Source organism: Microvirga sp. P5_D2 (genome assembly GCF_054049475.1).
This window is the reverse complement of record NZ_JBFUMH010000158.1, coordinates 1-12,181: the sequence shown is the minus strand read 5'-3', so window position 1 is coordinate 12,181 and position 12,181 is coordinate 1. Positions and strand designations below refer to the sequence as shown.

The following is a 12,181-nucleotide window of genomic DNA, read 5'->3' as shown; positions in this document are numbered from 1 at the left end:
GCTCTGAGATGTGTTTAAGAGACTGATTCCAGCCCAGCCGGAGTCTTCATCGGCGTAGTCGTTGAACCCAGGTTGCCCACGCTGGAAGCTACAAAAGTGCCAGGGTAGAACGTGCCACTTGCGGGCAGCGCTGGAGCTTGCGGAGCCGGTGTCGCGCTCGTGCCGTCAGCGGAGATAATCAGGCGAGTGACGATGTTGGTGTCCTGGCTTGAGACGTAGCAGTAGCCCGCGTCGTCAAACGCTATATCGAAGGGATGCTCTATCCCTTTGCAGCTTTGCTTCGAAACTAACGTGCTGACGAGTTTGTACCGAGCCCCCGCCCCTTTGTAGCAAAGTACGCTGTTTTCCTGTCTATTGCTATTTACCACGTAGAGGTACTTGCCGACCAAATAGATGCCGCGAAGTTCATCCAGCAAGATTGCTCCGCTGTCCCGCAGCACACTGGGAGTGATTCTCTTCCCGTCCTTGTCGTGGGCGTGCACATTGTTCTTGTGTGGGTCTGTTTGGGGCTTGCCACCGTGAAGCGTAACGAAAAGCATTGGGCCCTTCCTGAGGAACTCACCGTGCTAACCGTCGATCCAGCGCCGCTCGCGTCAGCTATTGGCCCAGACTGCTAAACACTCAGGCGTCTCACTTCGCCGCCGACGGGGCGATCCACGCCTCCACCCGGTGGCTGCTGCGGTACTCCCGGACGAGCTTGCCGAACTGAACGCAGGCGCTCTCGTCGTACGGCGCGAGAATCTCATCCGGCATCCGCGCCAGGCCATTACGGGAATATCACATTAACTGAGTAAGACCGTTTGGAGACCGGGCGAGATCCGCTTTTGCACAGCCCAAGTCGTTGATTCTCCCTGGGGTGAGAATTCGCCATTGCCGAGTATAGAGCAGCATTCCCCGTTAATGCGACATCCCCGTCGGCACTCCGCGCAGCTCTTCACCGCCTTAGCCGAGGTTGTCGGCGAGAATGAACACGACATTGGGCTTCGCCTGCTGGGCCGATGCTGCGGTGCCCGGCACGAACAAGGCCGCGGCGCAGGAGCTGAATGCCAGTGCGACAGCGATCCCGTTGCCTGAAGCTGGGTATCAGCTGAAACCCTGGAATCAGGGCAGGAGGGTCCGTGCCCGCAGTCTACGGAAGGACCTCTTGGGGTCATCCGAGGAAATTGCGAATGCCTCAGGAATGTCTGTTGTCCCCTTCCCCAGCAGACATTCGGTCTACTTCGCAAATGTGCCAACAGCGGCCATTCTCGATCAGCCGCGTCTGCGCCATGCCAGCCATTTCGCGGCAGTCTTCACAAGAGAAAAGCCCAAGCCTTGAGGTGACAGGGCAGGATCCACCCACACCTTTGCCACGCCGGCAACCGGACTCAACTGATGGGGACCATGCCGTGCCAAGCCGCGAAGGCGATGGCACCGCCCGCGAGCAGGAGCAGCGGGTTGAGCTTTGGGTGCCAGGCCAGGATGGCGGCAGCCACGCCGGCAACGACCCAGGACAGGATGCCTGCCCCCGCAACCCGGAAGATTGCGAACACGCCGGCAAGGATCAGCCCGGCTCCGATAGGCGCAAGCCCGTTCTCCAAAGCCGTATGCCAATGCCGACCGCGATAATGGTTCCACATCTTCGTGACGCCATAGCAGAGCAGCGATGATGGAATGAAGAGTGCGAGCGTTGCCACGATGGCGCCGGTCCAGCCTGCCACTTTCCAGCCGAGCAGGGTCACGAGCATGGAGCCCGGACCAGGCGCCGCCCGCGCGATGGCAAACAGGTCGATGAACTCGCGCGCGGTGACCCAGCGATAGACCTCGACGGACTGATGCTGGATGCCCGCGAAGATGCTGGGGCCGCCGCCGATGGAGACCAGTGAGAATGGCACGAAGACGACGATCAGGGACCAGAGAGCATTCTCACGCATCGGACGAGGCCTGCCACCACGCGAAGGCGACGGACACAGGCGCGAGCCCCAGCACCACCGGCACCAGCGGCCATTGCAGAAGGCCCACGGCCACGAAGGTTGTCATCAGGATCAGGAACGGCACGAGCCTGCGGCTCGCGCTGTAGGCACCCTTCACGGCAACGACCAAGAGGAGCCCGATGGCGGCCGCTGCTGCCCCGGTCATGGCGTCCTGGATCCATTGCATCGTGGCAAGCTGGGCATAGACCGTAACGAGGGCGATCACTGCGAAGAAGGGACCGATCACGAGACCGATGAGAGCGCAAATTGATCCAGAGGGTCCACGCAGGCGCTGGCCGATATAGACCGAGAGGTTTGTGACGTTGGCTCCTGGCAGGATCTGAGACAGCGCCAGGCCAGAGAAGAAGTCGTCATCGCTCATCCAGCCCCGCAGCGTCACCACCTCGCGGTAGATCCAGCCCGAAAGCCCGCCGCCGAAGCTGAAGAGCCCCACGCGGAAGAACACGAGAAAGAGCGATACGAGGGAAACAGGGGCTTGGGTCGGGTTCATGAGATATCCGGGACGAAGCCTTTGTTGCGGCCGGGCGTAGGGAGGAACCGAGCTACACCCGTCGCGCGTCACCCGACCTCCGAGTACGGTCTGTCCCGCACCTCTTTCTGAAGCACATCCGCAACCGCGAGGTTCCATCGCCCAACTCGCTTCCCGCGCCGCAGGAGCAGCAAGACAGGCGCGGTTCCCCGCATCTCAACTGACCGAAAGCCATTGAGCCGTGCTTGTCTTCCGGTGCTATGAGTGTGAGCCGAGGGGTGCGACCGCTGCGTTGGTCATGTCGTGAGTGTCGAAGATGCGTCGCAATGTGCCATCACGTTTCATCTCCTCCAAGAGGTGGCTGACTGCGTTCAGCGCGCGGACATTTCCTTTTGGAACAGCAACGGCCACCCCAGCCGCATGGAAGTGCCCGTCCAGCATTCTGGCACCAGGGAATTGGGATAGGATACTTTGCAGCGACTCCCTTCCGAGGGAGAGCGCGTCAACCTCGCCGCTGCGGAACATGGCCAAGGCCCTATCCAACTCAGCGACGCCAACGGCCGTCGTTCTCGTCAATGTCTTGCGGCTGCTGCGAATGGTGGCGGTATCTTCGACGCCAACGACCCGGACGCCTTCCTGATCCACGTCCTCGATCGTTGCGATCAGGCTTCCATCCGGGACCATGTAGGTGCTTTCGCCCAGGAAGTAATTCGGGCCGAAGTCAACGACCTTCTTCCTTTCGGCATCGACCGGAGCAAAGCCAATATCCCATTGGCCAGCGTCCGCCGCCTCGATGATCTTTCCGGAACTCGCGAACTCGATCAGCGCCAGGGGAGCGCCGATCCGGCCCGCCACTTCCTCTGCGATGCCCACGGTAACGCCGCGCGGCTTACCTGATTGCGAATCCCGGGTTGCCCAAACGGCAGAACTAGCGCTGCCGACTGCAATGGCGGCCCGGAGTTGTCCGGTCGGAGCCAGCGCCCCACGCGCACCCTGCTTCTCCACTTGCATCTATCCTTCCTCCTGAAAGGCCACTTCACGGGTGTTGCGGACCACTGGTGCAAGTACCAGAGCGAGCAAGGCGGCCGCTACAAGCAGCATTGCGGCGCTGATTGGCTGTGTGAGGAGAACGGTCGGATCTCCTCGTGAAAGCAGCAGCGTGCGACGGAGATACTCTTCCATCATCGGTCCGAGGATGAAGCCCAGCAGCATGGGCGCCGGTTCGCAGTCGAGCTTGCGGAAGATGTATCCGAGGAAGCCGAAGGCCGCCATCAGGTACACGTCGAGCGTCGAGTTGTTGAGGCTGAACACGCCGATGGCACAGAAGACGAGAATGGCCGGATACAGGAAGTGGTAGGGGATGGCGATCATCCGTACCCAGAGACCGATCAGCGGTAGGTTGAGCACCAGCAGGAGAAGGTTGCCGATCCACATGGAGACGATCAGTCCCCAGAACAGCGCCGGCTGCTCCGCCATCACTGCCGGACCCGGTTGAATGCCCTGGATGATCAGCGCACCGATCATGAGGGCCATGACGGGATTGGACGGAATGCCGAGGGTCAGCATCGGGATGAAGGAGGTCTGGGCGCCGGCATTGTTGGCGGACTCTGGGCCGGCCACCCCCTCGATGGCTCCCTTGCCGAATTGTTCGGGATGTTTGGACACCCTCTTCTCGAGGGCATACGAGGCGAACGATGCCAGCATCGCGCCGCCTCCGGGAAGGATCCCGAGCACGGACCCGAGCACCGTACCGCGCAGGATGGGCGCGGTGATCCGCTTCCAGTCCTCGCGCGTGGGCATGAGGCCGGTGACGCGCTTGACCAGCACCGAACGCGTGCCTTCATCCTCGAGATTGCCGACGATCTCGCCCAAGCCGAACATGCCCATGGCGACGACCACGAATTGAATGCCGTCGGCCAGGTGAGGGACATCGAAGGTGTATCGGGTTGTCCCGGAATTGACGTCCGTCCCTATCAACCCGAGCAGCAGCCCCAGCACGATCATGCCGAGGGCATGAAGCAGTGATCCGTGCGCGAGCACGATTGAGGCCACGAGGCCAAGGACCATGAGCGAGAAGTATTCGGGCGGGCCGAATTCCAATGCCAGGTCGGCCAACGGCGGAGCGAACAGGGCAAGAAGTACGGTTGCGACCGTGCCGGCGAAGAACGAGCCGATAGCCGCCGTTGCGAGCGCCCGGCCGGCCTTGCCCTGACGGGCCATCTGGTAGCCGTCGAGCGCCGTCACGACCGAGGCCGACTCGCCCGGCAGGTTGACCAGGATCGCGGTCGTCGACCCCCCATACTGGGCGCCGTAGTAGATGCCCGACAGCATGATCAGCGCGGCAACCGGTGGCAGTCCGAAGGTGATCGGGAGCAGGATCGCGATCGTGGCGACCGGCCCGAGTCCGGGCAGGACGCCGATAGCGGTCCCGAGAAAGACGCCTATGAAGCAATAGAAGAGGTTGGTGAGGCTGAAGGCCGTTTCCAGGCCGAGCCCGAGATTAGCGAGAATGTCCATGGTTTCCTCACATCTCGAACCAAGTGCCGACGAGAGGCAGTGGCACTCCCAACAGCTTCACAAACACGATGACGCAGAAGGCGATCAGTCCGGCTAATGCGAGAGAGGCCCGCCATCCGAACCGAAAATGCTGACTGGCAAGCGCACTCACGAGAATGAGGGCTAGAAGCGCTACCGCGAGACCGGTGCGGTTGAGCAGCAAACCGAATGCGATGGTGCTCCCGACGACGAGCAGGAGGGGCTTCCAGGCAATTGCTCCCACGGGCTCGCCGTCCCGCAGAAAGGAGCGGCCGATCGCCAGGAGACCGAAAGCCGTCAGGAGGCTCCCCAGGACCGTCGGGAAGTAGCCTGGTCCCATGCGGGTGCCGGTGCCGAACGAATAGCCGCTCCCAATGACGACCGCGGCAAGCCCGAACAGCGTGTAGACCGCGCCGGCCCAGAAGTCCTTCGGATTCCGAATTCGTAACATTTGGCGTTTCCATCCTCGATTGCGCCATATGGCAAGGCCCATAGGCCCTCAGCGGGTCTTCCGGGCCTTGCCGTTGGTCTCATGCCTGGCGGAGAGCAGTCGCGGAGCGGGCTGCGGCGATCTTGTGCCGATCAGATCCTGCCCGCTCCCCGTCACGCGGCACGGGCGGCGTAGGCTTGCAGCCGCGACAGGATCTCCGGATCGACCGTGATCCCGTCCCGGCGCTGTCGCGCGAGCTTTTGCATCTCGATCTCCCCGGGGACGAGCACTGGAGAGGCGGGATCGGCGGCGGGCGTGGAGTGCAGGATCTCGGTGAAATCATTCATGCGCCCTGCGAGCCAGTCCGTCGAGCCCAGCGTGCGGGTATCGATCACGAAAAAGAAGTGGCCCAGATCCTGCGGCTCGTCCGGGGCATCGACCCAGGACTTGACGTGGGTCAGGTAAGCGGCACCGGAGAGAACGCCGGCGAACAGGTCGACGATCAAGGCCAGGCCGTAGCCCTTGTGCCCTCCGATGGGCAGGAGGAAGCCATCCAGGGCAGCCTTGGGATCCGTCGTCGGTTTCCCGTCCTTGTCCGTCGCCCAAGTCGATGGGATCGACTCGCCTCTCTTGGCAGCATTGCGGATCTTCGCACGCGCCGCGACGCTGATGGCCATGTCGAGGATGATCGGATCACCGCCCGGGTTTGGCACGCCGAAGCCGACCGGGCTGTTGCCGAGACGGGCATCCTTCCCACCCCAGGGCGCGATCGTGGTGGTCGCGTTGCTGCCGATGATGCTTGCGAAGCCGGCTTCGGCGGCGATGAAGTTGTAGGGTGCAACCGGACCGAAGTGGTTGCTCCCGCGTGCGAAGGCGATGCCGACGCCATGCGTGCGGGCGGCTTCCATGGCGGCCTCAAGCGCACGATATCCGACGAGCGGTCCCACGCCGTTGTCGCCGTCGATCCGGGTGATCGTCGGCGCCACCTTTTCGAGTTGGATGCTCGGCTGCGGCTTGATCCCACCGATCTCGAGCCGCTCGCCGTACGACTCAATCCGGCTGACGCCATGAGTCGTGACGCCGAACAGGTCGGCGAGCACCAGGATTCTGCTTGCATCCGCAGCATCCCTCTGGCTGAGGCCCAGACCACGCAAGGCGTCCGTGGCGAGTTGCGCAAGGGTATCCTCGGTCAATGAGGGTGCGTTCAGTGCGTTATCCATCGGTTCAACTCTTCAAGGATTTGGGGAAAGGCAGGCGCACTCTGCCGGCCCGGGTTCTTGCCCGCCGGCTCGGCTGGAGCATCGAATGCACCGGCCGAGCAGGCGGGAACCAAGGGGATGACGGCAAGTTTGATGGTGGCCTGCGAGAGAGCTATTCAGCCTTCAGGTCGGCCTTGCGGACAATCTCGCCCCAGCGAGCACGCTCGCTGCTGATGAAGGTGGCGAATTCGGAGGGGCTCGACCCGACCGGGATGCTGGCGTCCTCGAGCAGCCGCTCGCGAACGCCCGCCGACGCGAGTGCCTTCACGGCCTCTTCATTCAATCTCTTGATCGCCGCCTCGGGGGTCTTGGCCGGTACCAGCAGGCCGAACCACTGGGAACTWTCGAACCCGGGGTAGCCCAGCTCAGCGACGGTGGGGAGATCCGGCAGCAGCGGAATCCGCTCGGACGTACCGACTGCCAAGGCGCGAAGCTTGCCGGATTTCAGGTGCGGCAGAAAGGGCGGCAATCCTGCCGACGCGGCTTCCGTGCGTCCGGCGAGGAGGTCCGTCATCTGCGCTCCGGTTCCCTTGTAGGGAATATGGGTCACGTCGGTCTGCGTGGCGAGCTTGAGCTGCTCRAAGGCGAGGTGTCCCGCACTCCCGTTGCCGGCGGAGCCATAGTTCAACTCGCCTGGCTTGGATTTCGCCAGAGCAACAAATTCCTTGAGGTCCTTGGCAGGAACATCGGAATTGACAACAAAGATCACAGGTACCTTGGCAAGCAGGGTCACCGGCGCGAAATCCCTGTCGCTGTCGTAGGGGATCTTCGGCAGCATCGTCGGGTTGACGGCAAGCGTGCCGACGTGCCCCAGCACCATCGTATGCCCATCGGGAGCCGCCCCTGCGACATCCTGCATCGCGATCACGCCGGAGGCACCGGCCTTGTTCTCGACGACGACCTGCTGGCCCAAGCCCTTCGACATTTCCGCGGCCATGACCCGAGCGATAATGTCGGAACTTCCGCCGGGCCCATAGGGCACGACCAGCCGGATCGGCTTCGTCGGCTTCCACTCCTGGGCGTAAGCGGAGCCCGCGAAGGCCAGCACACCCACGGACAGGAGGCACTGGGCAAGCTTGCGCAGGCCGCCAACAGTCCTCTTGCGGGACACTTGCCCCAGCGCGTGGGCTGWATTGGGTACTGTCTTAACCATGGTTTGTTTCCTCTCGACGTTTGGCTAGGCTTCTGCCGGCCCGCTCAAGCGCGCTTGATGCTTCAGAATACGGGCCAACACGATTTGATCCGCGTCAGCTTCGACGGTCAGGCCGCTGCGATCGCCAGTTGTGGGGGTGCCAAGGCCCCTCGAACGCTCTTGGCCGCCACATTCGTGGTGCGAGGAAGCTTGACAAAGACACGGGTTGCGTCTGGTGTCCCGCAACGGCTCGGCTAGGTCCTGTCAGGACCGGACGGGATGCACTATGACCAGTCGGCGCCAAGTGCGGAAGAACAGTAAAACTAAGTTCAGACAGTAGGTTTCCTTTACGATGGATACGCGTTTCCTGGAAAGCTACCTCGTCGTGGTGGAGAGCAGTTCTCTTGCCGAGGCCGCCCGTCAATTGAACCTGACCCCGGCCGCTCTCGGCCTGCGCATTCGAGCGTTGGAGAACGAGATCGGCTTCCCGCTCGTCATGCGGTCCGGACGGACGGTCAAGCCCACTGCGGCCGGACTGACTCTCGCCGCCCGCGCAAAGGGCTTCCTGCATGAACTGCGGGACCTCAAGATGATCGGCCACGAGGAAACCCTGAGCGGAGAACTGCGGCTGGGCGTGGCAGTCAGTGCGGTGTCGGGGATCCTCTGCCGCATCCTACTCGCGTTCGCCCAGAAGTATCCGGATGTGGACATATCCGTTGCGAAGGGCAGTTCCGCCGACCTTTACCGGAGGCTCACCAACTCTGATCTCGATGTGGCGTTGGTCTTCGAGCCGCAGTTCGAACTTCCCAAGACATTCGGGTGGGAGAGCATCAGGCGCGAGCATTACATCGTGCTCGCACCGATGGCATTGGCAGGGTCTGACCCGCATGAGCTCCTGAGAACCAAGCCCTTCATCCGCTACGACCGCTCCCTCTGGTCCGGACAACTGGCAGACAACTACCTCAGCCGGATGCGGATCCAGCCACGGGAGCGGCTTGAACTCGATTCCCTCGAGGCCATCGCCGTCCTCGTTGATCAGGGCCTCGGCGTTTCGCTGGTGCCCGAGTGGTCTAAGCCTTGGCCGGAGGGCATCAAGGTCGCCAAACTGCCTCTCCCGGGCGAAGCGCCCGTTCGCGACCTTGGCGTGCTCTGGCCTAGAAGCTCACCTCGGAGCCACATGATCCATGCACTACTGAAAGAGGCCGTCACAACCTGAGCCGGCGTCTTTCAGGGATCAGGAAACACTCCCGAGGACTTCGTCAGTCCCCGGGACATTCCATTTCATCCTGCCGCGGGTTGACGCCTTGTGGTTTGGGGCCCGGCGATGTTCGGTGTCTTTAGTCCTCCGCAGCAGGCGGCACCCTCAGCGCGCTCGCCTGCTACGTTGATCCGCTGGCATCAACCATTGCTCATCAATCCGGAGCGTTGCCGGAGACGGCCCGCCCTAGCCGTTGCAGATGAGCTGGCTGCACACTCGATTTCTAGCCGAGGCCAAGCTCTTTCAGGATTGCCGTGATACGAGCCTGCTCCTCCTTGATGAACGTCCCGAACTGGGCGGAAGGCATATAGAGGTCGACCCATTCCCGTTCCTGGAGGAGCTTCTTCCAGGGCTCGCTTTGCACCAGCTTGGCGACCGCCGCCTCGAGGGCCTGCTTGTCCTCCGCACTGACATTGGGAGGAGCCATCAGGCCGCGCCAGTTGACGAGCGTCGCATCCACACCCTGTTCCCGGAAGGTCGGAATGTCGATGCCAGGCAGGCGCTCCGGCGACGAGATGCCGATGGGCCGGAGCTTACCCACCTTGAACTGGCTCGCGACCTCGTTGAGGCCACCGGTGGCAACGGTGATCTTGCCGTTCATCACCAGCGGCAGCATCTCGCCACCGGTTCCCACGGGAATGTAGTTCATCTTCTTGACGTCACCGCCGCCCGCCTTGGCGACCAGGCCGCACAGGACGTGGTCGGGCGAGCCATGCGCAAAGCCGCCCCAGGTGACGGATCCCGGATCCTGCTTGAACTTGTTGACCAGGTCAGTGACGGTCTTGATGGGCGACTCGGCAGCCACGAACAGTGGCTGGTACTCGCCTTGGAGGCGGGCGAGCGGAGTAGTCTGCTCAAGGGTCACCGGGGACTTGTTGATGACAGGGGCGCCCACGAGACCGAAGCCGGCCACCATCAGCGACGGGTCCCGATCCTTGGAATTGATGAACTGGGCCAGGCCGATGGTGCCACCGGCACCCGGCACGTTCTGGACCTGCACGCTGGTGGCGATTTTTTCTTTCATCAGCACATCCTGCACCGCGCGGGCGAGCTGATCGTATCCGCCTCCGGGACCGGCGGGAGCGATGATCTTGAGGCTCTTGAGCTCTTGCGCCCATGCCGGCAACGTCGGCAGAAGGCTGGCCGAGGCGGCGGCCAGGAGGGCTTTGTTAAAGCTGCGACGATCTAAGGACATTTCCTGTCTCCCATATGAACTCTCTCCGGCATGGAGGAGCTAAAATCGTGTTGTGTTACAGGTGGATGATGTTCGGAACGGCTCGAACCGCGCGGCTTTCGGAACCGGGTAATGGGTTCTGGTGCTCACGGGCAGGTGCCGCGACGCCCGTCCGAGCATCGGTCGGGTCGCATGCAAGTGCCAGGAGGAGGCGCATTCTCATCGTTTCATCCCGTTACAATCTTGGTCTTACGTTCGGTGTGGCCCGAGCTTATTGGGTACCGTAGGGTCGGAACCTGTCATTCACCTGTCATCCGAGGTGACGGAAGGCATGCGCATCTTTTTGGTCGAAGATACTCGCGACGTGGGGGAGGCGATTGTTGAGCACTTCGCCCGGATCGGTCACGTCGTGGATTGGGAAACTGACGGGGAAGCAGCGGCAGCGACGCTCGACGAAACAATGTACGATCTGATCATCCTGGACGTGATGCTGCCTGGCCGGAGTGGATTCTCGATCCTGCAACGCCTTCGAGCCATCGGCAGCACAACCCCGGTCCTGATGCTCACTGCCCGGTCCGAGGTCGAGGACAGGGTGRGCGCCCTCGACATCGGAGCCGACGACTACCTCGTAAAGCCCTTCGACTTTCGGGAACTGGAAGCCCGGGCCCGAGCCCTGATGCGGCGACGCCATGGCGAGGCTACGAACCTGCTCGAGTGCGGTGACATCTGCATCGACAGGTCTGCCCGTGCCGTTCGGGTCGGACAGCGCGAGGTGCACCTGACCCGGCGCGAGGTGACACTGCTCGAGATACTGGCCTCCCGTCCTGGCCGGGTCTTCAGCAAGGAGGATTTGCTGGACCAGGTCTTCGGCTTCGACGAGGAAGCCCCTTCCTTCAATGCAGTCGAGCTTTACATCGGCCGCCTGCGCAAAAAGCTCCATGGCGCACACGCAGAGATCGTGACGGTCCGGGGCTTCGGCTATCAGATGGTTCCTCATGGCCCGTCGTGAACCATCCCTGTTCACCCGCCTGATCGTCCTCATCTCGCTGGTGCTGATGGCGGGAGCCGCTGCCTTGACCACGGCAGCTTGGTATTACGCCCGTGCGGCTGCAAATGACGTCTACGACCGTCTGTTGGTTGGTGCGGCGTACCAAATGGCGGAAGCGCTCACCGTGCAGGGAGGAACGCTGACCGTTGAACTGCCAGTATCGGCCTTCGACCTGCTGGCAAATTCGGAGCGTGACCGGATCTTCTACAAGATCGTCGATCCTGGCGGGCGCACGTTGACCGGCTACCCCGATCTTGCAACGCCGGAGAGCGATGCTCCCGCGATGGCCAGTCCGGAAGCCCGGGACGGATGGTTCAAGGGGGCCGATGTCCGCGTGACGAAGGTCGGCCGGTTCTTCTCCGACCCTTCCGTCCAAGGACGGGTTGATGTGGTCGTGGCCCAGACCACGGAGGCGCGAACGGCTTTGGCTCGTGAGCTGACCTTGCGTGCGGTAGCACTCATCATCGTCATGAGCGTCTTGGCCCTCGGCGGTGCCGTCTTTGCGATCCGGTATGCTCTCAGACCGATTGGACGCGTCGGAGCGGCTCTTCGGGACCGGGACCCCCATGACGTGACGCTGATCACTGTCAGCACGCCCCGTGAGCTGCGCCCGTTCGTGTCCGCCACGAACGAGTTCATCACGCGGCTGAAGAACCGAATGGATCTGATGCAGCAGTTCATCGCCGATGCCGCCCACCAGATCCGCACGCCGCTGACGGCCCTGAAGGCGCAGCTTCAGCTTCTGTCGCGTCAGCCAATGGAGCCACAGGGACTGCAACACCTCACACGCGTGCAGGAGCGTGTCGACCAACTGTCCCGGCTTGCCGGCCAGTTGCTCAGCCATGCCATGGTCAACCATCGTGCGGGAGCCGTTCCGTTGGAGACCGTTGATGTGGTCGAGGT

Annotated in this window: 14 protein-coding genes; 4 read left to right on the top strand and 10 right to left on the bottom strand. The window is 62.6% G+C overall.

Annotated features, from left to right (window positions below):
• Positions 1–14 precede the first annotated feature (14 nt).
• Complete coding sequence (locus ACXJKO_RS25460; RefSeq protein WP_457093860.1) at positions 15–539, bottom strand: hypothetical protein; 525 nt, start codon at positions 537–539, stop codon at positions 15–17.
• A gap of 425 nt (positions 540–964) precedes the next feature.
• Here ACXJKO_RS25460 and ACXJKO_RS25455 point away from each other — a divergent pair, with 425 nt between their 5' ends.
• Complete coding sequence (locus tag ACXJKO_RS25455; protein ID WP_457093859.1) at positions 965–1,318, top strand: hypothetical protein; 354 nt, start codon at positions 965–967, stop codon at positions 1,316–1,318.
• 49 nt (positions 1,319–1,367) lie between these two features.
• On the opposite strand, the gene ACXJKO_RS25450 is transcribed toward ACXJKO_RS25455, so the two are convergent.
• The 7 genes from ACXJKO_RS25450 to ACXJKO_RS25420 all read right to left on the bottom strand — a co-directional run bounded on the left by ACXJKO_RS25450 (position 1,368) and on the right by ACXJKO_RS25420 (position 7,819).
• Entirely contained in the window at positions 1,368–1,913 is a 546-nt protein-coding gene (locus tag ACXJKO_RS25450) for a chromate transporter (protein ID WP_457093858.1), read from the bottom strand.
• Positions 1,906–2,463, bottom strand: coding sequence for a chromate transporter (locus tag ACXJKO_RS25445; RefSeq protein ID WP_457093857.1), 558 nt, complete (start codon positions 2,461–2,463; stop codon positions 1,906–1,908). The genes ACXJKO_RS25450 and ACXJKO_RS25445 overlap by 8 nt, the downstream gene beginning before the upstream one ends.
• A 237-nt stretch (positions 2,464–2,700) precedes the next feature.
• Positions 2,701–3,453 (bottom strand): transporter substrate-binding domain-containing protein, encoded by a 753-nt coding sequence (locus tag ACXJKO_RS25440; RefSeq protein ID WP_457093856.1) that lies wholly within the window; start codon positions 3,451–3,453, stop codon positions 2,701–2,703.
• On the bottom strand, positions 3,454–4,959 hold the full coding sequence (locus tag ACXJKO_RS25435; RefSeq protein ID WP_457093855.1) for a tripartite tricarboxylate transporter permease: 1,506 nt from the start codon (positions 4,957–4,959) through the stop codon (positions 3,454–3,456). It lies immediately after the preceding gene.
• Between the two features lie 7 nt (positions 4,960–4,966).
• Positions 4,967–5,428, bottom strand: coding sequence for a tripartite tricarboxylate transporter TctB family protein (locus ACXJKO_RS25430; RefSeq protein WP_457093854.1), 462 nt, complete (start codon positions 5,426–5,428; stop codon positions 4,967–4,969).
• A gap of 152 nt (positions 5,429–5,580) precedes the next feature.
• On the bottom strand, positions 5,581–6,627 hold the full coding sequence (locus ACXJKO_RS25425) for an Ldh family oxidoreductase (RefSeq protein WP_457093853.1): 1,047 nt from the start codon (positions 6,625–6,627) through the stop codon (positions 5,581–5,583).
• Positions 6,628–6,778: 151 nt separating this feature from the next.
• A complete protein-coding gene (locus ACXJKO_RS25420; protein WP_457093852.1) occupies positions 6,779–7,819 on the bottom strand; it encodes a Bug family tripartite tricarboxylate transporter substrate binding protein in 1,041 nt (346 codons plus the stop codon).
• A 331-nt stretch (positions 7,820–8,150) separates the two neighbouring features.
• Here ACXJKO_RS25420 and ACXJKO_RS25415 point away from each other — a divergent pair, with 331 nt between their 5' ends.
• Positions 8,151–9,014: a LysR family transcriptional regulator gene (locus tag ACXJKO_RS25415; protein ID WP_457093851.1), complete on the top strand. Its 864-nt coding sequence runs from the start codon at positions 8,151–8,153 to the stop codon at positions 9,012–9,014.
• 265 nt (positions 9,015–9,279) lie between these two features.
• On the opposite strand, the gene ACXJKO_RS25410 is transcribed toward ACXJKO_RS25415, so the two are convergent.
• Both ACXJKO_RS25410 and ACXJKO_RS25405 read right to left on the bottom strand, forming a co-directional pair.
• Positions 9,280–10,251, bottom strand: coding sequence for a Bug family tripartite tricarboxylate transporter substrate binding protein (locus ACXJKO_RS25410; RefSeq protein WP_457093850.1), 972 nt, complete (start codon positions 10,249–10,251; stop codon positions 9,280–9,282).
• Positions 10,252–10,306: 55 nt separating this feature from the next.
• On the bottom strand, positions 10,307–10,453 hold the full coding sequence (locus tag ACXJKO_RS25405) for a hypothetical protein (RefSeq protein WP_457093849.1): 147 nt from the start codon (positions 10,451–10,453) through the stop codon (positions 10,307–10,309).
• A gap of 108 nt (positions 10,454–10,561) precedes the next feature.
• On the opposite strand from ACXJKO_RS25405, the gene ACXJKO_RS25400 reads away from it, so the two are divergent.
• Both ACXJKO_RS25400 and ACXJKO_RS25395 read left to right on the top strand, forming a co-directional pair.
• Positions 10,562–11,239 carry a response regulator transcription factor gene (locus ACXJKO_RS25400; RefSeq protein ID WP_457093848.1) on the top strand — a complete coding sequence of 226 codons (678 nt, stop codon included), beginning with the start codon at positions 10,562–10,564 and terminating at the stop codon, positions 11,237–11,239.
• A partial coding sequence (locus ACXJKO_RS25395; RefSeq protein ID WP_457093847.1) for a sensor histidine kinase N-terminal domain-containing protein occupies positions 11,226–12,181 on the top strand: 956 nt, incomplete at its 3' end. The genes ACXJKO_RS25400 and ACXJKO_RS25395, both read left to right, overlap by 14 nt.